This is a genomic window from Streptomyces sp. bgisy130 (assembly GCF_057708345.1).
Map to the genome: position 1 here is coordinate 272428 of NZ_JBYISA010000005.1, position 25451 is coordinate 297878.

A 25451-nucleotide genomic window follows, 5' to 3' on the forward strand; every position below is an offset into this window, starting at 1 on the left:
GGTCTGCGGGGGCGAACGTAAACGCCGGGACGCCGGGCAACTTCACCGGTCGAAGCGGTTTCAGGCGTCCGATTTGCGGGAAGTGTGCCACGCCGTCAGTGCGGCCTGGGCACCGCCGAGAACGACGGTCTCAGGGGCTCCACGGCCGGCGGCGACGGCAGGCCGGGGCGCGCCGTCCGGACGCTGTCCGTACGGCCCGTGACAGGGGCGTCCATCCCGCTGGAGGTGGGTGCCGGGGCGGGGCTCTGGGTCCGCCCGGCGGAGCCCCGGTAGACGGCGCTGAAGGCCAGCGCGACCAGCCCGATGCCCATCACCACGGCCAGCACCCAGGCGACCGGCCGGTGCCAGCGGGTGCTGCTGCGGTAAGGACGCAGCGCACCGCCGTAGGGGCCATACGGGTCATGCGGCGGATCGTCGCCGTACTCCCCGTCCCCGTACTCTCCGTAATCGGCGTAGCCCTCGTAGTCATCGGTATCCCGGCTCCGTCGGCGGCCGCGCCTGTCCGGGTCGTCGCCCTCGGGGCCGAAACCGGTCCCGGAGCGGGTGGCCTCGGCCTCGGCGCGCGCCTCGGCGGCGGCCAGCATCCGCTCGACCGCGGAGGGCTCGTGAATACGGGCGGACCGGACGAATTCCTCGTCGAAGACCACGGAGGCGAATTCTTCGTCCGCTTTTCCGTGGCTCCCGTGGTGGTGCTCGTCGGGCTCTTCACCGTCCGGGAACGGCTTGCCCCCCACGTCGTCCGGCACCCGTCCAGGTTAGCCCCGGCCGGTCATTTTGGGCAGGGAGAACGGGGAATCCGGGGGACGTTCAGCGGGTGTGGCCGTCGCCCGTGACGATGTACTTCGTCGAGGTCAGTTCCGGCAGTCCCATGGGGCCGCGGGCGTGCAGCTTCTGCGTCGAGATGCCGATCTCCGCACCGAAGCCGAACTCGCCGCCGTCGGTGAAGCGGGTGGAGGCGTTGACCGCGACGGTGGTCGAGTCGACCAACTGGGTGAAGCGGCGGGCGGCGGCCTGCGAGGTGGTGACGATGGCCTCGGTGTGACCGGAGGTCCAGCGCCGGATGTGCGCCACCGCCGCGTCCAGGTCGGGCACCACGGCGGCCGCGATGTCGTACGAGAGGTACTCGGTCGCCCAGTCCTCGTCGGTGGCGGGGGCCACCAGCCCGGGGCCGGCCTGCTGCCAGGCGGCGTCGCCGTGCACGATCACGCCGGCCTGGGTCAGCGCCTCCAGGGCGCGCGGCAGGAACTTCTCGGCGACCCCGGCGTGCACCAGCACCGTCTCGGCGGCGTTGCAGACGCTGGGCCGCTGGGCCTTGGAGTTGACGAGGATGTCGACGGCCATGTCGAGGTCGGCGGCCTCGTCGATGTAGACGTGGCAGTTGCCGGTGCCGGTCTCGATGACCGGGACGGTGGACTCCTCGACGACCGTACGGATCAGGGACGCGCCGCCGCGCGGGATCAGCACATCGACCAGGCCGCGGGCGCGCATCAGCTCGCGTACGGAGTCGCGGCTCTCGCCGGGCACCAGCTGCACCGCGTCGGCGGGCAGCCCGGCGCTCTGGACGGCGTCGCGCAGCACCTCCACCAGGGCGCTGTTGGAGGCGTACGCGGAGGACGAGCCGCGCAGCAGCACGGCGTTGCCGGACTTCAGGCACAGGGCCGCGGCGTCCACCGTCACATTGGGCCGGGCCTCGTAGATGATCCCGATCACGCCGAGCGGGACCCGGACCTGCCGCAGGTCGAGGCCGTTGGGCAGGGTCGAGCCGCGCACCACTTCACCCACCGGGTCGGGCAGCGCCACGACCTGGCGGACGTCGGCGGCGATGGCCGCGATCCGCTCGGGGGTGAGGGTGAGCCGGTCCACGATCGACTCGGCGGTGCCGGCCTCCCGTGCCTTGGCGATGTCCTGGGCGTTGGCGGTGACGATCGCCCCGGTCCGCTCCACCAGGGCGTCGGCGATGGCCAGCAGCGCCGCGTCACGGGCCGTACGCGGCAGTGGCGCCAGGACGGCGGCTGCCTCCCGCGCGCGGCGGGCGGTCTCGAGGACGGGAGAGGAGTGCGATGCGCTGCTGGTCATGGCCGCAGCCTAACGGGGTGGCGGGCCGCGGCCACGCCGTATCTCACAGCGCGGGACGCGGACGGCCGGTGGTCAGAACGGGTGGACGCCAACCGGGGAGGCCGGCGGCGGACCGTACCCCTCCGCGAGGCGCTGGTGATACGTCTCACGGTCGATGACTTCCAGGCCGACGATCTCCCACGGCGGCAGCTTGGCCGTCGAGCGGTGCTCGCCCCACAGCCGCAGCGCGACCGCGGCGGCGTCGTGCAGGTCCCGGGCCTCCTCCCAGTAGCGGATCTCGGCGTGGTCGGTGGCGTAGCGGCTGGTCAGCAGGAACGGATGGTCGTGGGCGAGCTGTTCCAGCGCCCGCCGGACCTCGTTCAGCGGGGCCTTGGCACCGGAGACGCTGAGCGTGATGTGCCACAGCCGGGACGCCTCCCGGCTGCCGCCCTCCGGTGCCTGCTGCGCGGCCCCGGGACGCTGTGCACTCTGCTCGTCCCGGCCCGCGTCCTCGCCGGTTCCGACGCTGGTCAGTGTGCGCTCCGCCGTCCCTCGGGGCGGTGCCCCTGGGCGCCCTCGTCTCACCGGCGGCCTCCTGTGATGAGAATCGCTCCGCTCTTGGGGGGTGCGGAGTCGTCGTACGTCGGCGGGTGCGCGTGCGCGCTGCGGGCGCCGCTCCCCTACGGCGCCCCCGCAACAAAGTTGACCAGCCCGCGGCCCGTCGCGGGGGCGTTTTCCCCAAGGTCTCCATGGAAAGGCCGGTCTTCACACCAGGCCGGAGGGGCTGTTTTCGGCCGCCCGGGGGACGTCGCGCCGGGACGGGGTCCTCAGGAGTGCAGCAGCACCAGATCGTCGCGGTGCACGACCTCCCGCTCATAGGCGGGGCCCAGCTCACGGGCGAGATCGCGGGTCGAACGCCCCATCAATCGGGGGATTTCCCGGGCATCGAAATTGACGACGCCGCGGGCCACCGCGCGGCCCTCGCCGTCCCGCAGCTCGACCGGGTCGCCGGCGGAGAACTCGCCCTCCACGGAGGCGATGCCGGCCGGCAGCAGCGAGGAGCGGCGCTCGACGACGGCCCGTACGGCACCGTCGTCCAGAATCAGCGCCCCGCGCGGGGTGGAGGCGTGCGCGAGCCACAGCAGCCGGTCGGCGGAGCGGCGGCCGGTGCGCAGGAAGTGGGTGCCGGTGGTGCCGCCGGCCAGGGCGTCCGCGGCGTGCACGGCGGAGGTCAGGACGACCGGGATACCGGCCGCGGCCGCGATCCGGGCCGCCTCGACCTTGGTGACCATGCCGCCGGTGCCGACGCCGGCCCTGCCCGCGCTGCCGATGGAGATGCCCTCCAGGTCCTTGGGCCCCTGGACCTCGGCTATCCGGGAGGTGCCGGGGGTGGCCGGATCGCCGTCGTAGAGGCCGTCCACGTCCGAGAGCAGGATCAGCAGGTCGGCGCGGACGAGATGGGCGACCAGGGCCGCCAGCCGGTCGTTGTCGCCGAACCGGATCTCGTCGGTGGCGACGGTGTCGTTCTCGTTCACGATCGGTACGGCGCCCATCGCCAGCAGCTGGTCGAGGGTCCGGTAGGCGTTGCGGTAGTGGGCCCGGCGGCTGGTGTCGTCGGAGGTCAGCAGGACCTGGCCGACGCGGCGGCCGTAGCGGGCGAAGGAGGCGGTGTAGCGGGCGACCAGCAGGCCCTGGCCGACGCTGGCGGCGGCCTGCTGCCGGGCCAGGTCGCGGGGCCGCTTCGCGAGCCCCAGGGGCGCCAGACCGGCCGCGATGGCGCCGGAGGAGACCAGCACGATCTCCTTGTCCTGGTGCTTGGCCAGCACATCCACCAGCGCGTCGACGCGGTCCGCGTCCAGTCCCCCCGCGGCCGTGGTCAGCGAGGACGAACCGACCTTCACCACGATCCGGCGGGCGTCCTTCACGTCCTGCCTTGCGCCTGCCACCTGCATACCCCTGTGCTCGCCGATCCCACCGCCGTACGGGGGACACTGCCCGGCCCGCACCACGGCCCTACGGGCGCAATCTACGGCAGAGCGGGCCGCGGGCGCTTCGTGATATTGCCTGGCGGACGGCCCGTGAGACGGGGCCGGATGGTCCCGGCGGGGGGAAAAGTGGCGCAGAATAGGGGCCGCGCTTCCCGTTCGCCCGATACCCGGCGGGGTTTTCCTTAAGAGAGAATCCGAGGCCAACTGGTTGCGTTCGATTGATCCGCTTTCGCGGTGATGAGAGCCACAGCAGATTGTCACCAAGGCCAACAAGGTCATACGGTCGGGTGTCCATCGGTCCCGTTTCGCCGCTCCCGCGGCGTCGCAGCGCGGGACCCGGCCGCCCCCCTCGGCCTCCCCCTGACCTTTCGTGCTGCCAGGAGCCCTCCCCCGTGCCTTCCGCCGGAATCGTCCCCCGCCGAGCCGTACAGCTCGCGGCCCTCTTCGCGATGATGGTCGCGTTCACCGCGCAGCTCCTCGGTGCGCTGCTGCCCGTCATCCCGCTGTTCATCGCCGCCTCCGTGGTCAACCTGGGTCTCGACCTGGTCCTCCAGCACAAGCAGCCCGGCCTGCTCGCCGTGCTCGGCCGGATCCGGTTCGATGTCACGGTGCGCCAGTTGCTGCGCGACATGCTGATACTGGTCGGCCTGCTGCACATCGACGGCATCAACCCGCTCGAGGAGCAGGCGCCGCTCACCATCACGCTGCTCCTCTTCTACGGCACCCACTTCGTGTGCCAGGCGGTCGCGGTGCTGGTCCGCCGGACCCGCAGCCTGCCGTTCGTCACCCGCAACATCGACGCGAGCGCGCTGCGGCTGACGGACGCCCCGCCGCGCATCCTCTCCCGCCAGACGGGCCGCCGCCTGCTGCGCTTCTCGGTGCCCACCACCACCGGCATGATGCTCACCGCGATCACCACCGACGCGTACTGGGGCGGCATCGGCCTGGCCGTCTCCCTGGCCCTCTCCGCCGGCGGCACGCTCTACCTGGGCACCTGGCTGCTGCCGAAGAAGCGGGTGGCCAACGAGAAGCAGGCCCTGGAGTGGCTGGACAACTGGCTTGCGGAGTACCGGCCGACGGTCGGTATGTACTTCTCCGGCGGCTCCTCGTCCGCCTACCAGGCCAACATGTGGCTGAGCACCCTCGCCGACCTGGACGGCAACCCGATCATCGTGCTGCGCGAACGTTTCATGGTGCAGAAGATCGAGGCCACGGACGTGCCGATCGTCTGCATCCCCAAGGTCGCCAACCTGATGCGGCTGGAGCACTCCACGCTCAAGGTGCTGCTGCACCCGGCGAACTCCGGCAAGACCTCGCAGATCCTGCGGATCCCGTCCATCAAGCACGCCTTCACCAACCACGGCGAGAGCGACAAGCTGTCCTCCTGCAACCCGTACGCGAAGGCGTACGACGAGGTGTGGGTGGCGGGCCCGGCGGCCCGTGACCGCTACCAGCTCGCCGACATCGGCGTCGAGGACAAGGACGTCATCGAGGTCGGCCGCCCCCAGCTGGCCCCGATCGAGCCGTACACGGGCGCCCCGGCCGGCCGGCTGACGACCGTGCTGTACGCCCCGACCTGGGAGGGCTGGGACGGCAACCCGGGCAACACCTCGGTGATCCTGGCCGGTGAGAACATCGTCCGCGAGCTGCTCGCCGACGAGAAGGTGCGGCTGCTGTACAAGCCGCACCCGATGACCGGTTCCGTGGACCCGCAGGCGGGCGCCGCCAACACCCGTATCCAGGCGATGATCACCGAGGCGAACGCCCGGCGCAGCGGGGAGCGGCCCGGCCCGGAGGCGGCCGCCGAACTGGCCCGCCGTACCGAGGAGCTGAACGCGCTGACCACCTCCGCGTTCCGCAAGAGCGCGGACGAGCTGGAGCGGATGCGGCTCCAGGGCACCCCGGAGGAGGGCCGCGCGGCCGCCGTCGCGGCGGCCGTCACCGCCTGGGAAGAGGCGTACTGGAACTCCTTCCCCGAGTGGGAGCACCGCATCATCACCACGGCCCGCCCCGGCATCTTCAGCTGCTTCAACGAGGCCGATGTGCTGATCAGCGACGTCTCCAGCGTCGTCTCCGACTACCTGACCAGCGAGAAGCCGTACGCGGTCGCCAACACCTCGGGGATGGGCGAGGACGACTTCCGGGTGAACTTCCCGACCGTGCGGGCGGCGACGATCCTCACGCCGGAGGCGGCGGAGGTGGCCGGTCTCCTCGACGCGGTCCGCAACCCGGAGAAGGACACCCTGGCCGCGGAGCGCGCCGAGCTCAAGGAGCATCTGCTGGGCCCGTCGGACCCGCCGTCGTCGGTCCGCTTCAACCAGGCGGCGCTGGCGCTGTGCACCAAGGCCGACGAGCGGCGCGTCCGGATGGAGAACCGGCTGTCCGGCATCCCCGGTCAGCGCTCTCAGGAGGACGTGGACGCCTCCGAGACGGCCGAGAACCAGGACAACGGCGCCTCGGACACCCCCGCCGCCGTCTGAGCCCGCAGCGGGCCGTCCACGGCCTCGGCGGCGACGCAGACGGGGAAGGCCCCCGGGAGTTCTCCTCCCGGGGGCCTTCCCCGTTCTTCGGTGCTGCGGTCCGCCGGGCGGTCCGTCAGAAGGGCTTGAAGCCCTCGTACTCCTGGTCGGCCTCGTCCCGCGCCACGTCCCGGTCCCGGCGGCGCTGCGCAGCCGGACGGGGCGCCTCCATGCGGTGGTCCTCGCCACGCCGGCCCAGCATCTCCGCGCCGGCCGCCATCATCGGCTCCCAGTCGAAGACGACGGCGTTGTCCTCGGGGCCGATGGCGATGCCGTCGCCCGCGTGCGCGCCGGCCTTGCGCAGCGCGTCCTCGACACCGAGACGGTTGAGGCGGTCGGCGAGGTAGCCGACGGCCTCGTCGTTGTTGAAGTCGGTCTGACGGACCCAGCGCTCGGGCTTCTCGCCGCGCACCCGGAAGAAGTTCTCGCCCTCCTCCGTGATCGTGAAGCCGGCATCGTCCACGGCCTGGGGCCGGATGACGATACGGGTGGCTTCCTGTACGGGCTTGGCGGCGCGGGCCTTGGCGACGACGTCGGCGAGCGCGAAGGACAGCTCCTTCAGGCCCATGTGGGCGACCGCGGAGACCTCGAACACGCGGTAGCCGCGCTCTTCCAGGTCGGGGCGGATGATGTCGGCGAGGTCCTTGCCGTCCGGGACGTCGATCTTGTTGAGGACGACCATCCGGGGCCGGTTGTCCAGACCGCCGTACTGCTTGAGCTCCTCCTCGATGGTGTCGAGGTCGGAGACCGGATCGCGGTCGGCCTCCAGGGTCGCGGTGTCCAGGACATGGACGAGCACCTCACAGCGCTCGACATGCCGCAGGAACTCCAGGCCCAGGCCCTTGCCCTGGCTCGCGCCGGGGATCAGACCGGGGACATCCGCGATCGTGTAGACCGTCGAACCGGCCGTCACCACACCGAGGTTGGGTACCAGGGTGGTGAAGGGGTAGTCGGCGATCTTGGGCTTGGCGGCCGAGAGCACCGAGATCAGCGAGGACTTGCCGGCGCTCGGATAGCCGACCAGCGCGACATCCGCGACGGTCTTGAGCTCCAGCACGATGTCGCGGGCCTCGCCGGGCTCGCCGAGCAGCGCGAAGCCGGGAGCCTTGCGGCGGGCCGAGGCCAGCGCGGCGTTGCCGAGGCCGCCGCGGCCGCCCTGGCCGGCGATGAAGGTGGTGCCCTGGCCGACGAGGTCGGCGAGCACATTGCCCTGGCCGTCCAGGATGACGGTGCCGTCGGGGACCGGCAGGACGAGGTCCTGGCCGTTCTTGCCGGAGCGGTTGTCGCCCGCGCCCGGCTGGCCGTTGGTGGCCTTGCGGTGCGGGTGGTGGTGGTATTCGAGAAGTGTGGTGACGTCCTGGTCGACGACCAGGATCACATCGCCGCCGCGGCCGCCGTTGCCGCCGTCCGGGCCGCCCAGCGGCTTGAACTTCTCCCGCATCACGGAGGCCACGCCGTGGCCTCCGTTACCCGCGGCGACGTGCAGCTCGACGCGGTCCACGAAGGTGGTCATGGTGGGGGTGCCTCCAGATAACTACGGGTATGTCGCTGTACTGCGCATGTCTCTGTGCTAACACGCAAGGGCGGACCGGCCTTCCCGCTCTCGCGGGAAAAGGCGGTCCGCCCCTGAGTGATGCTGATGCTGAGCTATCGCTCGGTCAGGCCGTGATTACTCGGCGACCGGAACGATGTTCACGACCTTGCGGCCACGGTGGGTGCCGAACTGCACCGCACCGGCAGCAAGGGCGAACAGGGTGTCGTCGCCGCCGCGGCCGACGCCCGTGCCCGGGTGGAAGTGGGTGCCACGCTGGCGGACCAGGATCTCACCGGCGAGGACGGCCTGACCGCCGAAGCGCTTCACGCCGAGCCGCTGAGCATTGGAATCGCGACCGTTCCGAGTGGACGATGCGCCCTTCTTATGTGCCATGTCTCCTCAGTCCCTTACTTCGCCGGAGCGTCGATGCCGGTGATCTTCAGCGCCGTGTGGAGCTGGCGGTGGCCGATCCGCTTCTTGTAGCCGGTCTTGTTCTTGTACTTCTGGATCCGGATCTTGTCGCCCTTGTGGTGGTCGACGACCTCGCCCTGGACCTTCACGCCGGCCAGGACCCACGGGTCGCTGGTGACCGAGTCGCCGTCGACAACCAGCAGCGTCGAGAGCTCGACGGTGTCGCCGACCTTGCTGGTGGAAATGCGGTCAACCTCGATGACGTCGCCGACAGCAACCTTCTGCTGGCGCCCGCCGGTGCGCACGATCGCGTACACGCGGAACTCTCTTTCGCTAGAAACGGATCCTCTGATGCCAGCCGCTCACACGGGCTCGGGATAGGGCCCATGGAATCCGAGTGGACGAGCGGCCTCCCTCGGCGGACCGAGAGGTGTGTGCTCAGGGGTTTGGTGTCACAGACACCGACGGTCAAGGTTACGGGGCCTTGACCAGGGGGTCAAACCGGCCCCGGACCGCTGACGGCCCGGGGCACGGCCTTCCTGCTCAGTCCTCCGCGGAAGCCGACACCGACGCCACCGAGGGCTGCTCGGCGGCAGCGGTCTTCTTGGCCGCCGCCTTCTTCGTCGTCGTCTTCTTCGCGGTGGTCTTCTTCGCCGTGGCCTTCTTGGCGGTGGTGGTCTTCTTCGCCACCGTCTTCTTGGCCGTGGTCTTCTTCGCCGTGGCCTTCTTGGCCGCGGCCTTCTTCGCCGTCGCCTTCTTCGCGGTCTTCTTGGCCGCGGGCTCCGCCTCCGCCCCGGCGCCCTCGACGGGCTCCGCCGGCGCCGGCTCGGTGACCGGCTCCGCCGGGGCGGCGATCACGACGGTCGCCGTGGAGTCGTCGGACACCTGCGGGGCGGCGACCTTACGGGTCACCCGGCGGCGCGGACGGGCCGGCGCGGGCTCCGCGGCCGGTGCCTCCACGGGCGCCTCGGCGACCGGCTCCACAGCGGGCTCCGGCTCGGGTGCCGCCACCGGCTCGGCCGGGACGACGATCTCGGCGGCCTCGGTGGCCTTCGGGGCGCCCGCCGGAGCGGACACCTTCCGGCTCGCCCGGCGGCGGCCACGGCCACGCCCGGCGGCCGCCTCGGCCTCGGCCGGGCTGCTGAACCACTCGTCGGCCTCGGCCACCGCGGGCTGAAGCTCGGCCTCCGTCACGGCGACCGGCTCCAGCTCCGGTGTGGCACCGTCCGGGGTCGGCGCGGCGACCTCGGCCTCGTGGACGTGCGGCTCGGCCTTCTCGGCCTTGCCCTTCTTCTTGCGCTTGCCACCGCCGCCGGCCGTCGTCGGCTGGTCCATGTGGACGATGACGCCACGGCCGTTGCAGTGCACACACGACTCGGAGAAGGACTCCAGCAGGCCCTGGCCGACCCGCTTACGGGTCATCTGGACCAGGCCGAGCGAGGTGACCTCGGCGACCTGGTGCTTGGTGCGGTCCCGGCCCAGGCACTCCAGCAGGCGCCGCAGCACCAGGTCCCGGTTGGACTCCAGCACCATGTCGATGAAGTCGATCACGATGATGCCGCCGAGGTCGCGCAGCCGCAGCTGACGCACGATCTCCTCGGCCGCCTCCAGGTTGTTCCTGGTGACCGTCTCCTCCAGGTTGCCGCCCTGGCCGGTGAACTTGCCGGTGTTGACGTCGACCACGACCATCGCCTCGGTCCGGTCGATCACCAGCGAACCGCCGCTGGGCAGCCAGACCTTGCGGTCCAGCGCCTTCATCAGCTGCTCGTCGATGCGGTACGTCGCGAAGACATCGACGTCCGAGGTCCACTTCTGGAGCCGGTCGACGAGGTCGGGGGCGACATGCGCGACATAGCCGTGGATGGTCTGCCAGGCGTCGTCACCGCTGACGATGACCTTGGAGAAGTCCTCGTTGAAGATGTCGCGGACGACCCGGACGGTCATGTCCGGCTCGCCGTAGAGCAGGGTCGGCGCGCTGGCGCTGCTGCTCTTGGCCTTCTTCTGGATCTCTTCCCACTGGGCCTGGAGCCGCTGGACGTCGCGCGCCAGCTCCTCCTCGCTCGCCCCCTCCGCGGCGGTACGCACGATGACGCCCGCGTCCTCGGGGACGATCTTCTTGAGGATCTGCTTCAGCCGCGCCCGCTCGGTGTCGGGCAGCTTGCGGCTGATACCGGTCATCGAGCCCTCGGGCACGTAGACCAGGTAGCGGCCGGGGAGCGAGACCTGGCTGGTGAGCCGGGCGCCCTTGTGGCCGATCGGGTCCTTGGTGACCTGCACCAGCACGGACTGGCCGGACTTCAGCGCGGTCTCGATCCGGCGCGGGCCGTTGGCCATGCCCAGCGCCTCGAAGTTGACCTCACCGGCGTACAGCACGGCGTTCCGGCCCTTGCCGATGTCGACGAACGCGGCCTCCATCGACGGCAGGACGTTCTGCACCTTGCCGAGGTAGACATTGCCGACGTACGAGGTCGCCTGCTCCTTGTTGACGAAGTGCTCCACGAGCACGTTGTCCTCAAGGACGCCGATCTGGGTGCGCTCGCCGCTCTGGCGGACGACCATCACCCGCTCGACGGCCTCGCGGCGGGCCAGGAACTCCGCCTCGGTGATGATCGGCACCCGGCGGCGGCCCTGCTCGCGGCCTTCCCGGCGACGCTGCTTCTTGGCCTCCAGACGCGTCGACCCCTTGATCGACTGCACCTCGTCGGCGCTGGTGCTCTCGTCCTTCTTGCGGGGCTCACGGACCTTGACGACCGTACGCTCCGGGTCGTCGGTACCGCCGGCCTCGGCCTCGGCGGCCTCACCGGTCCGGCGGCGACGGCGACGGCGACGGCGGCTGCTGCTGGAACCGCCGGCCGACTCCTCGGCCTCGTCCTGCGGCTCGGCGGCCTGCTCCTCGGCCTCCTCGGCCTCCTCCTCCGGGGTCTCCCGCTCGTCGGCGGCCTGCTCGTCGGCGCCCTCGGCGGCCTCACCGCGACGACGGCGGCGGCCACCACGGCGGCGGCGGCGCGAGGGGCGGTCGGCGGACTCGTCCTCGCCGCGGCCGCCCTCGGCCTGCTCGGCCTCCGGCTCGGCCTCGGTCTCGGCCTCGGCTTCGTCGGCCGCCGGCTCCTCGGCCGGGGCAGCGGCAACCTGCTCGGGCTCGGCCGGGGCGCCACGACGGCGACGGCGGCGCCCGCCCGCGGCGGGCTGCTCCTCCACGGCCGGCTCGGCCGGGGTCTCCTCCTGGTGGGCCGCGGCAGCGGCGGCCGCGGTCTCCGGCGTCTGGAACGTCGGCTCGGTGAAGACCGGCGCCTGGAAGACGGCGGTCGGGGGGCGCTGCGCACGGCGGCGGCCGCGCTGCGGTGCCTCCGTCGCGGGCTCCTCCTCGGCACGGGGCGCCTCGGCGGCCGGCTCCGCGGCACGCTCGCCACGGCGGCGCGCACGGTGGCGGGGTGCCTCGGCGGCCGCGTCCTCGGCGGCCGGCTCCTGCGCAGGCTCCTCGGCCGCGGGCTCCTCGGCCGTCTCGGCGGCCTGCGGGGCGTCCGAGGCGGCGGTGGTCTTACGGGTGGCGCGGCGACGCGTCCGGGCGGGCTTGGCCTCCTCGGCGGGGGCGGGCGCCGCTTCCTCGTCCTCGGCGGCCGGAGCGGCCGGGGTCGCGTCCGTGGTGGCGGCCTCGTCGGCGACGCTCGCCTGCGGGGCGCCGGCCGGAGCAGTGACCTTACGGGTGGCCCGGCGGCGGGTGCGGCGCGGCGCCGCACCCTCGGTCTCCTCGGCGGCAGCCGGAGCGGCCTCGACGGGAGTCTCGGCGGGGGCGGGCGCCTCGGCGACCACCGGCTCCGGGGCGGCCTCGGTCTGCGGGGTACCGGCGGGGGCGGTCACCTTGCGGGTCGCCCGGCGGCGGGTGCGGCGCGGCGCCGCCTCCTGCTGCGGTGCCTCGGCGGGCGTCTCGACAGCGGCGGCCGGGGCCTCGGCCGTCTCGGCCTCGTCGGCCTCTTCCTCGGCGGTCTCGACCTCCGTGGTCTCGATCTCGGCGGCCGGCTGCGGGGCGCCGGCCGGGGAGGTGACCTTACGGGTCGCCCGGCGGCGGCTACGGGCCGGCTTGGCCTCGTCGCCGGTGGTCACCGCGGCCGCGGTGCTCTCCTCGGCGAGGGCCGGATCGGCCGCGGGTGCGGCGGTGGCCTCGGTACTCACCACCGCGGCCTCGGCGGCGGCACCGGCCGCCGGCGGACCGGCCGGCCGGGATGCCGCGCGGCGCCGGCGGCGCGGCGGCAGTGTGTCACTCGGTGAGTGGTTGTTGTTGTCGTCAGCACCGCGATCCTGGGAATGCGTGGATCCGGTGGGCTCAATGGGCTCGAGCATGCGGGCGGTTCTCCCGTCACGCTCCCGGGCGCCGCGCCTGATTCCGGTCGCGGTCCGCGTGATGAGCGCGGTCCCGCTGTCCGGGGCGTGGGCGCCGCACGGGAGCTGTCGTCTCGCTCGTCGGCCCCGGTAGGGCGGGACCGGCGAAAGTCTCCTGGTCAGTGCGTCTGCCGGACCGGGGTGGCTCCCTGGTTGATCGGCGACGCAACGACGGCGGTCCTACGCAGTACCTTCCCCGGCTGCCGGGGAGGCCCCACATGTCGCCTTCGCGGCACTCAGCCCGGCGGCCGTGGGTAGGGCGGCCGTGGCAGCGTCGCGGTCGGGCGCCAGCGGGTCAGTCACCGCGCCGGTCTCCTCATCGAGCAGCCCCTGCGCCAGCCTGGTCACCGCAGCGGGGACCGGCGGCGCCAGGTCGGCCGTAGCTCGGAGGCCGGACAGGACGTCGTCGGGTCGAACGGCAGGTGTCAGATGCCGAACAACCAGCCGCAGTATCGCACAGGCATTGCCGTCGGGCCTATCGCCCTCGCGACCGGCGGCCTCCAGACGCGCCACCGCGGCCCGTGCGTCAAAGGTCCGCATGCCGTTTTTCGTCCGGCGCTCGACCTGCACCTCTTCCGCGGCGAGGAACGCCTCGACGGCGTGCCCGGCGGTCTCCGGGGCGACCCCGTCGAGCCGGATCTCCCACACCGAGGCCTCCAGCCGGTCGGCCAGGCCACTGGTGCGGGACTCCACGGCGTCGATCACATCGAGCCCGTCCGGCAGCGACTCGTTGAGGAGTTCGCGCAGCTTGTCCGGATCGCGGCGCTCGGCGAGCTGGATCTCCAGATACTCGGCCTCGCTTCCCGTACCGGTCGGGGCGGCGTTGGCGTACGACACCTTGGGGTGCGGGGTGAAGCCCGCCGAATAGGCCATGGGGACCTCGGCGCGGCGCAGCGCCCGCTCGAAAGCTCGCTGGAAGTCGCGGTGGCTGGTGAACCGGAGGCGGCCGCGCTTGGTGTAGCGCAGTCGGATGCGCTGCACCGCCGGTGCGGGCGGCGGGCCTTCGGGCTGTCGCTTGCCCAGTGTCGTTCAGTCCTTCGTGAGTGCGGTCGTACTGCTACCAAGAGTACGTGTCCCGGGGGCTCCCGGTTCCCGGCGGGGCGGAACGGCGCCCGCGCGCTCCGGTTCCCTGGGGGCGCCGAACAGGGCCCGCCGGAGCTCCCGGCGGGTCTGCCGGACGGTCTCGCGGGCAGTGCGCAGCGCCTGCCGGGCGGGCCGCCAGATGCCGTTCCGGATGCCGTGGCCGAGCGGGGTGAGCACGGTGCGGTAGACCCAGCGCACCGGCTCGACGAACAGCCACCGCAGCACCGTGCCGAGGAACCGGCCGACGGCCCGGGAGATGATCCCGGCGACCCGCCAGCAGTGCCCGAACGCCGCCCCGACCTCGCGGACGACCACCGTCACCACGGCGGCCAGCGCCCGCCCGGCGGGCCGCAGCACATACCGCCACAGGGCGACCAGCGGCACGACCAGGATCCACCGGACGAGGGTGGCAAGTACGGTGCCGAGGCCGCGCACCAGCCAGGCGATCCCGTGCCCGACCGGCGCCAGCACCGCCGCGTACAGCCACTGGGCGGGCACCACCACCAGATACCGCACCAACCACGCCACCACCACGGCAACGCCCCGCCCCACCGGCACCAACACAAACCGCCACAACGCCACCCACGGCCACACGAACAACGCCCTGCCCAACCACAACAGCGCGACACCCAACCCCCGCAGCAACCAGGCAATCCCCCGCCCGACCGGCGCCAGCACCGCCGCGTACAGCCACTGGGCGGGCACCACCACCAGATACCGCACCAACCACGCCACCACCACGGCAACGCCCCGCCCCACCGGCACCAACACAAACCGCCACAACGCCACCCACGGCCACACGAACAGCGCCTTGGCCAGCCACAGCAACCCCACGCCCAAGCCACGCACCAGCCAGGCGATGCCGCGCCCGACCGGCGTCAGCACCGACGCGTACAGCCACCTGAGCGGGGCCACGACGAGCGTGCGCCAGGTCCAGGCCACGGGTATCACGACGAGGGTGCGCCACAGCCAGGCGAGGCCGCTGCCGAGGGGACGCAGCGCGGTCCGGTGGACGGCCCGGCCGAGGGCGGCGCACGCGTCCCACACCAGACGCACCGGCACCACGAGCACCAGCACCACGATCCGCACCGGAAGCCGCACCGCTGTGGTCAGACAGCCCTCACCCGGCTCATAGCGCTCGGGCACCCGCCGGTCCTTGTCCATGGGCTCCATAGGGCCCTCCCCCTTGTACTTCGGTGCTTCCGTGGCGCCGCTACGGCCGCCGGCCGGCGGTGGCCGCGGCCGGGCGGAACCAGTAGCGCAGCTTTTCGTCCCGCTGGTCCTCGAAGACCCCGCCGCAGGCCTCGATGACCTTACGTGAGCCGGTGTTGGCGTCATCGCAGGTGACCAGCACCGGGTCGATGCCCAACTCGTGGTGGGCGATGGGCAGTGCGGCACGCAGCATCCCGGTGGCATGACCGCGGCGCCGGGCACCCGGACGTACCCCGTAGCCGATATGGCCGCCCCAGGTGAGGAGAGAGGGAGTGAGCCGGTGACGGAAGGTGACCCGGCCCAGGTAGGTGTCGCCGTCCACCCACCAGCGGGTGGTCCTGGGAACCACGCCGTCGGCGCGCTCCTCGCTCCCCACCCCGCCGGTCAGCTCGACATACTCGGCAAACCCCTCAGCGGTCGGCCAACGGGTGGCCCAAGTCCTCAGCTCCTGGGCCATGTTGGACGGCGCGACGGTCTCGGCACCGTCGGCCCGGAACTCGTCCATCGCGGCGAGGAAGGAGGCATGGACGGCGACGGTGGGGGCGATGAGCTGTGGCGACATCGCCTCATTGTGCGGGAACGTACGGCAGCCCGGCCACGCGAGTGCGGGGCCGGGCCGGGCCGAAGGCGCGTACGGGAAGCGCTACTTGACGACCGTCAGCGGCAGCAATTTCTTGCCCGTCGGGCCGATTTGGATTTCGGTGTCCATCTGGGGGCAGACGCCGCAGTCGAAGCACGGGGTCCAGCGGCAGTCCTCGACCTCGGTTTCGTCGAGGGCGTCCTGCCAGTCCTCCCAGAGCCAGTCCTTGTCGAGGCCGGAGTCCAGGTGGTCCCAGGGGAGGACCTCCTCGTACTCCCGCTCACGGGTGGTGTACCAGGCGACGTCCACGCCGAGGGCGGGCAGCGTCTCCTCGGCGGCCTTCATCCAGCGGTCGTAGGAGAAGTGCTCGCGCCAGCCGTCGAAGCGGCCGCCGCCCTCGTAGACGGCGCGGATGACCGAGCCGACGCGGCGGTCGCCGCGGGAGAGCAGGCCCTCGACGATGCCGGGCTTGCCGTCGTGGTAGCGGAAGCCGATGGAGCGGCCGTACTTCTTGTCGCCGCGGATCTTGTCGCGGAGCTTTTCGAGGCGGGCGTCGGTCTCCTCCGCGGAGAGCTGCGGCGCCCACTGGAAGGGGGTGTGCGGCTTGGGGACGAAGCCGCCGATGGAGACCGTGCAGCGGATGTCGTTCTGTCCGGAGACCTTGCGGCCCTCGGCGATGACCTTGACGGCCATGTCGCCGATCTGGAGCACGTCCTCGTCGGTCTCGGTCGGCAGACCGCACATGAAGTAGAGCTTCACCTGCCGCCAGCCGTTGCCGTAGGCCGTGGAGACGGTCCTGATCAGGTCTTCTTCGGAGACCATCTTGTTGATGACCTTGCGCATCCGCTCCGAGCCGCCCTCGGGCGCGAAGGTCAGACCCGAGCGACGGCCGTTGCGCGTCAGCTCGTTGGCAAGATCGACGTTGAAGGCGTCGACCCGGGTCGACGGGAGCGACAGGCCGATCTTGTCTTCCTCGTACCGGTCGGCGAGCCCCTTCGCGATGTCGCCGATCTCGGTGTGGTCCGCGGAGGACAGCGACAACAGGCCGACCTCCTCGAATCCCGTGGCCTTCAGCCCCTTGTCCACCATGTCGCCGATGCCGGTGATGCTTCGCTCCCGTACGGGGCGCGTGATCATGCCGGCCTGGCAGAAACGGCAGCCGCGGGTGCAGCCACGGAAGATCTCGACCGACATCCGCTCATGGACGGTCTCGGCCAGGGGGACGAGCGGCTGCTTGGGGTAGGGCCACTCGTCGAGGTCCATGACGGTGTGCTTGGACACCCGCCACGGGACGCCGGAGCGGTTCGGCACGACGCGGGAGATCCGCCCGTCGGCCAGATACTCGACGTCGTAGAACTTGGGGACGTAGACGCTGCCGGTCTTCGCGAGGCGGAACAGCAGCTCGTCGCGGCCGCCGGGCCGGTCCTCGGCCTTCCAGGCGCGGATGATCTCGGTGATCTCCAGCACCGCCTGCTCGCCGTCACCGACGACCGCGCAGTCCAGGAAGTCCGCGATCGGCTCGGGGTTGAAGGCCGCGTGGCCGCCGGCGAGGACGATCGGGTGGTCTTCCGTACGGTCCTTGGCCTCCATGGGGATACCGGCCAGGTCCAGGGCGGTGAGGAGGTTGGTGTACCCCAGCTCGGTCGAGAAGGAGACACCGAGCACGTCGAAGGCGCCGACGGGGCGGTGCGCGTCGACCGTGAACTGCGGGACGCCGTGCTCCCGCATCAGCGCTTCGAGGTCCGGCCACACGCTGTACGTGCGCTCGGCGAGCACGCCCTCGCGCTCGTTGAGGACCTCGTAGAGGATCATGACGCCCTGGTTGGGCAGACCGACCTCGTACGCGTCCGGGTACATGAGCGACCAGCGGACGTCGCAGGAGTCCCAGTCCTTGACGGTGGAGTTCAGCTCACCGCCGACGTACTGAATGGGCTTCTGCACATGCGGGAGCAGGGCCTCGAGCTGCGGGAAGACCGACTCGACAGACATCTGGAACCTTCGTGAGCTGGCAGGGGCGACTCTCAAGCGTAACCGCTCGGAGCCACCCCCCAGCACGTCGACCGGACACCCCCTCGGTGGCGGGGAGCACAGGGGCCGGCGCACTTCGCACGCGTCCCACGGCGGGTCACCTCCGCGTCGGCGGAGCTACGTGCACCGATCACACGATCGAGAGCCTGGCATGGTCACGGCCGCAGCGCGGCCCGGTGCTTACGGCGCGAGGCCTTCCGCCACACGTCCGGCAGGGCCCGCTCCCGGTCCGCCGCCAGGGCCTCCTCGCGCCCGTACAGCAGGCCGAAGGTGAAGCCGCCCTCACCGGCCCGCTGGGCCTGGGTCGCCAGCTCGCGCAGTGCGCCGCGGGCCACCACGCTGTCCTGGTGGTCCCCCAGCAGCTGCTGCACCCGCTTGGTCCGCTTGGCGAACTTCTTCGCCGGCCCGCCGAGCGCCGGTCGGGCGGCTTCCGCCGCGTACCGGGTGCGCTTGGCCGCCTTGCGGGCGCCGTGCAGCGCCTCGTCCCGTTCCCTCCCGGCCTGCGCGGCCAGCGCGGCCTCCGTACGGCGGGCCAGCCGGCGGTAGTCCTTGAGCACGGCCCCGGCCGCGACCTCGGGCGCCGGGCGGGCGGCGGCCTTGCGCAGCGGCGGCTCCTCCAGGAGGGCGTGCAGGGTCTTCAGCAGCGCCAGGTAGCGCGGCCCGTCCAGGACGTCGAGCAGCCGGTCCCGCGCGCCGGCCCGGCGCCGTTCGGACCAGATCCGCAGCCGGGCGTCCACGGGGCCGAGCCGTAGCGTCGCGGGCACCTCGGCCAGCCCCTCCCGCAGCCGCTCGGTCAGCACCTCACGGTCCCGCTCCACTCCCAACTCGGCCGCCAGCCACTTGAGTTCGACGCCGATGGGCAGGGTGGCGGCGCGGTCGAGCACCTTGGTGTACGAGCGGAAGGCGCTGCGCAGCCGCCGGGTGGCGACCCGCATCCGGTGCACCGAGTCGGGCAGATCCCGCCGTACCGCGGGGTCCAGCTCGATGATCACCCGCACCTGCTCGCGGGCGTAGTCCAGCACGACCTCACCGGCGGTCGGCCCCTTCTTGCCGCGCTTCCCGGCACCCTTCCCCTTGGCCGCGGCCTTGCCGGAGCCATGGGCGGGCCGCTCGTCCGGGCCGGCGGCGGGCGGCGCGGCCCCGTCGCGGCCCTGGCCCGTCTCGGCCAGCGCCCGCGCCAGCTTCGATGCCGCTGAGGCGGGGCGCACCCCCGCCTCGGTCAGCGCCCGGCCGACCTCGTCCAGCAGTCCGGCGCTGCCGTCCCCGGCCAGCTCCACCTCGATCTCGCGCCAGCGGGCCCCGGCGCGCCCGGCGCCGGCCGTCCCGGCGTCGACGGCCCCGGCCGCCGGCCAGGCGTGCACCGCGTCCTCGGCGACCTCCGCGAGCGGGGTGCCGGCGGCATCCTTCAGCACCCGGACCGTGCGCCGCGTCCGGAGCCGTACGACGGGCACCAGCTCCCCGTCCAGCACCCGGGACCGTACGAGCGCGGTCAGCTCCGGGGGCGGCGTCTCGGACAGCGGCGCCCGCAGCTCGTCCCGCACCCCGGGCCCGACCGGCAGCTTCAGATGCCAGCCCGCGTCCCTGCCGCCGGTGCGCCGGCGCAAGGTGATGCCGGCGGCGGCGAGGCACTGGCCGGCGGTGTCGTAGTAAACGGCGTCGAGATCCTCGGTGCCGGCCTCCACCACGGCGGCGACCCGGTCGATCCCGGCCAGGTCGGGCAGCCGGGTGTTGTCGTCGGCTTCGTACTTCCGCTCGATTTCCCGCACGGTGTCCGCCATGCATCGAATCTAGTCACCCGCTCCGGCCGGGACCACCCGCCAGAACCGGGAAGGCGTCACGGGGCCGGAAACCGCCGGAGCGGGTAGCACTCGCCGTATGGCGTGATTTACCGTGTGTGACGAGCCCGCCACGCAGAGTGGCAGTGGGCGCGCACTCGACCCCTTCGGGGAGGGAGACACCCGTGCACCCCCAGACCGCACCCGTCACCCGGACACCCATCCGCGTCGCGGCAGGCGCCCGCCCACACCTCCTGAGCACGCCGAGCACCCCCCGTGCCCCGAAGGCCGCCCGCGACTTCGTCCGCGCGGTGCTGCGCCGCACCCCGCTCGCCCCGCTCGCCGACACCGCGGTGCTGCTCACCTCGGAGGCGGTGACCAGCGCCCATCTGCGCACGCCGCGGTCCGCGGACATCCTGCTGCGGCTGCTGACCGCCGGACACGGCCTGCGGATCAGCGTGCACGACGAGGCGCCGGTCCGGATTCCCCGGCCGGCCGCGGTGACCGGGGAGCGGGACGCCGATCTCGGGCTGCTGCTGACCGGCGAGCTCTCCGACGACTGGGGCACCACGCCGTTCGGCGGACTGCCGCGGTCCCCCTCGCTCTGGTTCGAACTGCACCTCAGGGACTGACCCGGCGTCAGCGGGAGGCGGACAGCGGACGCTGCACCCGGATCGACTGGAGCAGCCCGATCGCGATCCAGACCGCGAACATCGAGGTGCCGCCGTAGGAGACGAACGGCAGCGGCAGACCGGTGACCGGCATGATCCCGAGGGTCATGCCGATGTTCTCGAAGGCCTGGAAGGCGAACCACGCGATGATGCCGGCGGCCACGACCGTCCCGTAGAGCTCGGTGGACTCCCGGGCGATCCGGCAGGCGCGCCACAGGACCACACCGAGCAGGACGATGATCAGGCCCGCGCCCAGGAAGCCGAGTTCCTCACCGGCGACGGTGAAGATGAAGTCCGTCTGCTGTTCGGGGACGAACTGACCGGTGGTCTGGCTGCCGTGGAAGAGACCGGATCCGGTCAGCCCGCCGCCGCCGATCGCGATCCGGGCCTGGTTGGTGTTGTAGCCGACACCGGCCGGGTCGAGGCTCGGGTTGGCGAAGGCGGCGAAGCGGGCGATCTGGTAGTCGTCGAGCAGCCCGAGCTGCCAGACCGCGACACAGCCGACGACACCGGTGCCGACCAGCCCGAGGATCCAGCGGTTGGAGGCGCCGGAGGAGAGCAGCACCCCGAGGATGACTGCGCCGAGCACCATCACCGAGCCGAGGTCGGGCATCAGCATGATGACGACGACGGGGACGGCGGCCAGCCCGAGGGCCTGGACGACGGTGCGGTGGTCGGGGTGCGGCCGGTCCCCCGCGTCGACCCGGGACGCCAGGAGCATCGCCATGCCCAGCGTGATGGTGATCTTCGCGAACTCGGCGGGCTGGAGGGAGAAGCCGCCGGGGATCGCCAGCCAGGACCGCGAGCCGTTGATGGTGGCGCCCAGCGGGGTCAGCACCAGCAGCGCCAGCACGACCGAGAGGGCGTAGAGGACCGGGACGGCGCCGCGCAGCGTCCGGTGGCCGAGCCAGATCGTGCCGCCGGCGAGCGCCAGCCCGATGCCGAGGTTCAGCAGATGGTGCAGGAAGTAGTAGTACTCGTCGCCGTGGTTGAGCTCGGTGCGGTTCCGGGTGGCGGAGAAGACCAGCAGCGAGCCCACCAGCGACAGCACCAGGCAGGACAGCAGCAGTATCCAGTCCAGCTTGCGCAGCACCGAATCGCGCGCCGTCAGCTTGCCCCAGGTGCCGAGCTCGGGGGTGTAGCGCCGGATCGAGAACGCCCGGGAGGTGTGGCTGGTCGTCATCGTGGGCTCTCCGATGCGGACGGCGACGGCGACGGCGGGGCATACGGCTTGATGGGCTGGGACTGGATGGCGCCATCACTTTCGATCTTGGGCAGCTTGGCCTCCGGCCTCGGGAGCAGCGCGGCCTTGGGGTCGATGCCGCCCTTTTCGTCGACGCCGTACAGCGCGTTGTAGATGTTGCGCACGGCGGGGCCGGAGGCGCCGGAGCCGGTACCACCCTGGGAGATGGTCATGACGATCGTGTAGTCCTTGGTGTACGTCGCGAACCACGAGGTGGTCTGCTTGCCGTAGACCTCGGCCGTACCTGTCTTGGCGTGCATCGGGATCTTGTCCTGCGGCCAGCCGCCGAACCGCCAGGCGGCGGTACCGCGGGTGGCGACACCGGCGAGGGCACCGTCCATCTGGTGCAGGGTCTTCTGCGTCACCGGCAGCCGGCCGTGCGACTGGGGCTTGACCCGCTGGATGTGCTTGCCGTCGGGGCTGATGACGGCCTTGCCCACGGTCGGGTCGTAGAGCGTGCCGCCGTTGCTGATCGCGCCGTAGATGGTCGCCATCTGGATCGGGGTGACGAGGGTGTCGCCCTGCCCGATGGCGTAGTTGATCGAGTCATAGGCGTGCAGCTTCATGCCCTCCAGGCAGCCTTCCCGGGCGAGCTTGGTGCCGAAGTCCTTCTTCTTCGGCCAGGCCTTGGCCTGTTCGCACCAGCCGGCCTTGTTGGCCTTCCAGAAGGCGTTCTTCCACTTGCGGTCGGGGACCCGGCCGGTGACCTCGTTCGGGAGGTCGATGCCGGTCTCCTTGCCGAGGCCGAACTGGTGGGCGGTCTTGTAGAACCAGTTCTTGGCGTCCTTCTTCGGCTTGTCCCCGCCGTCCTTCTTCCACTCGTCGTGCGAGAGGCGGTAGAAGACGGTGTCGCAGGAGACCTCCAGCGCCCGGCCGAGGCTGATCGCGCCATGGCTCTGCGACTCGAAGTTCTTGAAGGTCTGGCCGCCGATGCTGTACGAGCTGGTGCAGGGGTAGTGGCCCTCGAAGTCATAGCCCGCGTTGACCGCGGCCGCGGTCGAGATGACCTTGAAGATCGAGCCGGGGGCGGCCTGCCCCTGGATGGCGCGGTTCAGCAGCGGGTAGTTGGAGTCCTTGCCGGTGAGGTGGGCGTAGTCCTTGCCCGAGATCCCGCCGACCCAGGCGTTGGGGTCGTAGGTGGGGTTGGAGGCCATCGCCACCACCCGGCCGGTCTTCGCCTCCATGACGACGACGGCGCCCGAGTCGGCCTTGTAGTTGGTGCCCGTGTTCTTGTCGTGCTCCTTACGGGCGTCCTTCATGGCCTGGTCCAGCTGCTTCTCCGCCAGGCCCTGCACCCGGGCGTCGATGCTGGTGACGACGCTGGCGCCGGCCTTGCCCTTCTCGCTCTTGGCCTGGCCGATGACCCGGCCGAGGTTGTCGACCTCGTAGCGGGTGACGGCGGCCTTGCCGCGCAGCGCGTCGTCGTACGTCCGCTCCAGACCGGACCGGCCGATCTGGTCCGAGCGCAGCAGCGGTGAACGGCTGTGCTCGGCCTTCTTGATCTCCTCGTCGGTGACCGGCGAGAGATAGCCGAGGACCTGGGCGGTGTTGGCGTCGCCCGGGGCGGCGTAGCGGCGGACGGCGGTCGGCTCGGCGCTGATGCCGGGGAAGTCCTCGGAGCGCTCGCGGATCTGGAGGGCCTGCTGGGTGGTGGCCTCGTCGGTGATCGGGATCGGCTGGTACGGCGAGCCGTTCCAGCACGGCTGTGGTGTCTTGGAGTCGCAGAGCCGGACCTTGTTGCGGATCTCCTTCTCGGACATGCCGAGCACCTTGGCCAGCCGGCCGAGCACGGCCTTGCCGTCGTCCTTCATCTTCAGCAGCTCGGTACGGCTGGCCGACACCACCAGACGGGTCTGGTTGTCGGCCAGCGGCACCCCGCGGGCGTCGAGGATGGAGCCGCGGGTGGCGGGCTCGATGACCTGCTGGACGTGGTTGTTCCTGGCCTCGGTGGCGTACTCCGTGCCATTGCGGATCTGTAGATACCAGAGCCGGCCGCCGAGGGTGAGCAACAGCGAGAAGACCAGGATCTGAATCGCGATGAGCCGGACGCTGACCCGGGAGGTCCGGGATTCCGGGAGATTACTCATGGCGCGCCGCGCCTCCATGAGGGGTCGTGGTCGAAGGACGAGGGAGCGTCACAGCCGCTTGACCCCCTTGATGCGGCCCACCTTGTCGCGGGCCGACTTGCCGAGCAGACCGCCGCGCTGGCTGCCGATCCGGGCGCCCGAGCGCACGGACTTCATGGCGCCGCGGCTGGCCTTGAGGCCGGTGCCGGTGGTGAGCCAGCCGTACCCGGAGGTGCCGGAGCCGCTCGGGCCGGTGGAGCCGTCGCCGGTCAGCGGCTCGCCCTCGGTTCTGCGCGCCAGGGCCATCACCAGGGGGACCACGAAGGGGGCCAGCAGCAGGTCGTAGAGGGTGGCGCTGAGCAGCAGTCCGACGATGCCGACGTGCCGGGCGGCGGTGTCGCCGACCAGGGCGCCGACGCCCGCGTACATCAGCGTCGAGACGATCGCGGCGCCGAGGACGACGATCAGCGGCAGCGTCGCCGAGCGGTGCCGCCCGGACTCCGGCTTGGTCAGGCCGGCCGCATAGCCGATGACGCACAGCACCAGCGCATAGCGGCCGATGGCGTGGTCGGACGGCGGGGCGAGGTCGGCCAGCAGCCCGGCGCAGAAGCCGACGAGCGCGCCGCCGACATGGCCGTAGATCAGCGCCAGGCCGACCACGACGAGCAGCAGCAGGTCGGGTACGGCGCCGGGCAGTTGGAGTCTGGCGAGGATGGTGACCTGGATGACGAGGGCGACGACCACCAGCGGGGCCGAGAGCAGAATCCGGTTGATGCGCATCGGTCAGCTCCTGGGAGGGACGCTCGCGGAGGGGGTGGCCGTGACGGTGACCGTCGGCGTCGGCTTGGGCTTGGCGGGCCGGGGCGGCAGGACGGTGTCGCGCGGGTCCTCGCGGGGCGGCTGGACGACGACGCCGACGATGTCCAGCTGGGAGAAGGCGACGAACGGCCGGACCTGGAGGTTGCGGGTCAGATCCCCGTTGAACGGCTCGACCCGGACGACCCTGCCGACGGGCACACCGGGTACGAACGGCTTGTCCTTGCTGGAGCCGAAGGTGACCAGGCGGTCGCCCTTCTTGATGTTGGCCCGGCCATTGAGAAGCTGAACGCGCATCGAGCGGACGCCCTGCCCGTTGGCGAAGCCGATCTCGTTGGTCTTCTCCATGCGGGTGCCGACGGTGAAGTCGGGGTCGGCGGCCAGCAGGACGGTGGAGGTACCGGGGCCGACGGTGGTGATCCGGCCGACCAGACCGTCGCCGTTGAGCACGGTCATGTCGCGGCGGATGCCGTCACGGCTGCCGGCGTCGATGGTGACGGTCCAGGAGAAGCCCTGAGCCGAGCCGATGGCGATGACCTGGGCGCCCTTGATGGCGTACTGGCCGGTGCCCGCGGTCTTGAGGATCTTGTCGAGCTCTGCGGCGCGGCTGCGGTTCCGGTCGGAGGAGCCGAGTTTGGCCTTCAGCGCCTCGTTCTCGTGCTCCAGCGTGCTGATCCGGTTGTGCCGCCGGCCGGAGTCCCGTACGGCACCGACCGCGTTGCCGACCGGGTCGACGACGCGGGCGACACCGCTTTCGACCGGGCCGAAGGCGGAGGCGGCGGCTTGCCGGGCACCATCGAGCGGGGACTGTTCGCCGCCGCGGATATCGACCGTGATCAGCGCGAACGCGATCGCGACCAGCAGCACCAGCAGCAGCCGGCTCTCTCGTGTGTCCCTCACGTGCGGCGGCCGTGTCCTTCCTCGTAGGACCGGCCGGCTGCGGGCCCCGCCGGTCTCGTTCGGGAGTTGAGCGTTGTGCCTGTGTGACGGCGCCGGACGGTGAAGCGTCAGTGCACCGTGTCTGTCGGGCCGTTGGGCCCGCCGGCCGGTCCGGCGGACGGACCGGCCGCTGGTGCCGGGGCCCGACCCCCGC

Annotated in this window: 19 protein-coding genes; 2 read left to right on the top strand and 17 right to left on the bottom strand. The window is 71.9% G+C overall.

Translation table 11 applies throughout. The features are described from left to right. Nucleotides 1-95: 95 nt before the first annotated feature. From AC3EUV_RS10160 to proB, 4 genes are all read right to left on the bottom strand, one after another. Nucleotides 96-746 carry an SCO2584 family spore wall biosynthesis protein gene (locus AC3EUV_RS10160; protein WP_435602682.1) on the bottom strand — a complete coding sequence of 217 codons (651 nt, stop codon included), beginning with the start codon at nt 744-746 and terminating at the stop codon, nt 96-98. Between the two features lie 61 nt (nt 747-807). Then, entirely contained in the window at nt 808-2076 is a 1269-nt protein-coding gene (locus AC3EUV_RS10165; RefSeq protein ID WP_432145150.1) for a glutamate-5-semialdehyde dehydrogenase, read from the bottom strand. 72 nt (nt 2077-2148) lie between these two features. Continuing rightward, nucleotides 2149-2640 (bottom strand): hypothetical protein, encoded by a 492-nt coding sequence (locus AC3EUV_RS10170; protein ID WP_432145151.1) that lies wholly within the window; start codon nt 2638-2640, stop codon nt 2149-2151. Nucleotides 2641-2882: 242 nt separating this feature from the next. Beyond that, nucleotides 2883-4001 (bottom strand): glutamate 5-kinase, encoded by a 1119-nt coding sequence (gene proB, locus AC3EUV_RS10175; RefSeq protein ID WP_432145152.1) that lies wholly within the window; start codon nt 3999-4001, stop codon nt 2883-2885. A gap of 434 nt (nt 4002-4435) precedes the next feature. Here proB and AC3EUV_RS10180 point away from each other — a divergent pair, with 434 nt between their 5' ends. Beyond that, nucleotides 4436-6523 carry a hypothetical protein gene (locus AC3EUV_RS10180; RefSeq protein ID WP_432145153.1) on the top strand — a complete coding sequence of 696 codons (2088 nt, stop codon included), beginning with the start codon at nt 4436-4438 and terminating at the stop codon, nt 6521-6523. Nucleotides 6524-6638: 115 nt separating this feature from the next. Here AC3EUV_RS10180 and obgE read toward each other — a convergent pair whose 3' ends face one another. From obgE to AC3EUV_RS10225, 9 genes are all read right to left on the bottom strand, one after another. Then, nucleotides 6639-8075 (bottom strand): GTPase ObgE, encoded by a 1437-nt coding sequence (gene obgE / locus AC3EUV_RS10185; RefSeq protein WP_432145154.1) that lies wholly within the window; start codon nt 8073-8075, stop codon nt 6639-6641. 156 nt (nt 8076-8231) lie between these two features. Next, nucleotides 8232-8489, bottom strand: a complete 258-nt coding sequence (rpmA, locus tag AC3EUV_RS10190; RefSeq protein ID WP_018088248.1) for a 50S ribosomal protein L27 — start codon at nt 8487-8489, stop codon at nt 8232-8234. 14 nt (nt 8490-8503) lie between these two features. Further along, nucleotides 8504-8824, bottom strand: coding sequence for a 50S ribosomal protein L21 (gene rplU / locus AC3EUV_RS10195; RefSeq protein WP_006605648.1), 321 nt, complete (start codon nt 8822-8824; stop codon nt 8504-8506). Nucleotides 8825-9050: 226 nt separating this feature from the next. Then, a complete protein-coding gene (locus AC3EUV_RS10200; protein ID WP_435602683.1) occupies nt 9051-12845 on the bottom strand; it encodes an Rne/Rng family ribonuclease in 3795 nt (1264 codons plus the stop codon). A gap of 219 nt (nt 12846-13064) precedes the next feature. Further along, the gene (locus tag AC3EUV_RS10205; protein ID WP_432145156.1) at nt 13065-13865 is read right to left on the bottom strand and encodes a TIGR03936 family radical SAM-associated protein; all 801 of its coding nucleotides are present in this window, start codon (nt 13863-13865) and stop codon (nt 13065-13067) included. 48 nt (nt 13866-13913) lie between these two features. Next, nucleotides 13914-15140, bottom strand: a complete 1227-nt coding sequence (locus AC3EUV_RS10210) for a hypothetical protein (RefSeq protein ID WP_432145157.1) — start codon at nt 15138-15140, stop codon at nt 13914-13916. Nucleotides 15141-15180: 40 nt separating this feature from the next. Continuing rightward, nucleotides 15181-15741, bottom strand: a complete 561-nt coding sequence (locus AC3EUV_RS10215; protein ID WP_432145158.1) for a GNAT family N-acetyltransferase — start codon at nt 15739-15741, stop codon at nt 15181-15183. Nucleotides 15742-15822: 81 nt separating this feature from the next. Then, nucleotides 15823-17748: a TIGR03960 family B12-binding radical SAM protein gene (locus AC3EUV_RS10220; protein WP_432145159.1), complete on the bottom strand. Its 1926-nt coding sequence runs from the start codon at nt 17746-17748 to the stop codon at nt 15823-15825. Between the two features lie 194 nt (nt 17749-17942). After that, nucleotides 17943-19565, bottom strand: coding sequence for a CYTH and CHAD domain-containing protein (locus AC3EUV_RS10225; RefSeq protein ID WP_435602684.1), 1623 nt, complete (start codon nt 19563-19565; stop codon nt 17943-17945). A 182-nt stretch (nt 19566-19747) separates the two neighbouring features. On the opposite strand from AC3EUV_RS10225, the gene AC3EUV_RS10230 reads away from it, so the two are divergent. After that, a complete protein-coding gene (locus AC3EUV_RS10230) occupies nt 19748-20194 on the top strand; it encodes an ATP-binding protein (RefSeq protein WP_432145161.1) in 447 nt (148 codons plus the stop codon). 7 nt (nt 20195-20201) lie between these two features. On the opposite strand, the gene rodA is transcribed toward AC3EUV_RS10230, so the two are convergent. The 4 genes from rodA to mreC are packed head-to-tail and all read right to left on the bottom strand — an operon-like array spanning nt 20202 to nt 25258. Further along, the gene (rodA, locus tag AC3EUV_RS10235; RefSeq protein ID WP_432145162.1) at nt 20202-21416 is read right to left on the bottom strand and encodes a rod shape-determining protein RodA; all 1215 of its coding nucleotides are present in this window, start codon (nt 21414-21416) and stop codon (nt 20202-20204) included. Beyond that, the gene (gene mrdA / locus AC3EUV_RS10240) at nt 21413-23563 is read right to left on the bottom strand and encodes a penicillin-binding protein 2 (RefSeq protein ID WP_432145163.1); all 2151 of its coding nucleotides are present in this window, start codon (nt 23561-23563) and stop codon (nt 21413-21415) included. Before mrdA ends, rodA begins: the two co-directional genes overlap by 4 nt. 48 nt (nt 23564-23611) lie before the next feature. Beyond that, nucleotides 23612-24322, bottom strand: coding sequence for a rod shape-determining protein MreD (mreD, locus tag AC3EUV_RS10245; RefSeq protein ID WP_432145164.1), 711 nt, complete (start codon nt 24320-24322; stop codon nt 23612-23614). Nucleotides 24323-24325: 3 nt separating this feature from the next. After that, nucleotides 24326-25258 carry a rod shape-determining protein MreC gene (gene mreC / locus AC3EUV_RS10250; RefSeq protein WP_432145165.1) on the bottom strand — a complete coding sequence of 311 codons (933 nt, stop codon included), beginning with the start codon at nt 25256-25258 and terminating at the stop codon, nt 24326-24328. Nucleotides 25259-25451: the final 193 nt, after the last annotated feature.

What these genes read in the sequence shown, in the direction of transcription:
- AC3EUV_RS10165 (WP_432145150.1), bottom strand. Translation starts at nt 2,076, where the DNA reads ATGACCAGCAGCGCATCGCACTCCTCTCCCGTCCTCGAGACCGCCCGC.
- obgE (WP_432145154.1), bottom strand. Translation starts at nt 8,075, where the DNA reads ATGACCACCTTCGTGGACCGCGTCGAGCTGCACGTCGCCGCGGGTAAC.
- rpmA (WP_018088248.1), bottom strand. Translation starts at nt 8,489, where the DNA reads ATGGCACATAAGAAGGGCGCATCGTCCACTCGGAACGGTCGCGATTCC.
- AC3EUV_RS10200 (WP_435602683.1), bottom strand. Translation starts at nt 12,845, where the DNA reads ATGCTCGAGCCCATTGAGCCCACCGGATCCACGCATTCCCAGGATCGC.
- AC3EUV_RS10210 (WP_432145157.1), bottom strand. Translation starts at nt 15,140, where the DNA reads ATGGAGCCCATGGACAAGGACCGGCGGGTGCCCGAGCGCTATGAGCCG.
- AC3EUV_RS10215 (WP_432145158.1), bottom strand. Translation starts at nt 15,741, where the DNA reads ATGTCGCCACAGCTCATCGCCCCCACCGTCGCCGTCCATGCCTCCTTC.
- AC3EUV_RS10220 (WP_432145159.1), bottom strand. Translation starts at nt 17,748, where the DNA reads ATGTCTGTCGAGTCGGTCTTCCCGCAGCTCGAGGCCCTGCTCCCGCAT.
- AC3EUV_RS10225 (WP_435602684.1), bottom strand. Translation starts at nt 19,565, where the DNA reads ATGGCGGACACCGTGCGGGAAATCGAGCGGAAGTACGAAGCCGACGAC.
- rodA (WP_432145162.1), bottom strand. Translation starts at nt 21,416, where the DNA reads ATGACGACCAGCCACACCTCCCGGGCGTTCTCGATCCGGCGCTACACC.
- mrdA (WP_432145163.1), bottom strand. Translation starts at nt 23,563, where the DNA reads ATGAGTAATCTCCCGGAATCCCGGACCTCCCGGGTCAGCGTCCGGCTC.
- mreD (WP_432145164.1), bottom strand. Translation starts at nt 24,322, where the DNA reads ATGCGCATCAACCGGATTCTGCTCTCGGCCCCGCTGGTGGTCGTCGCC.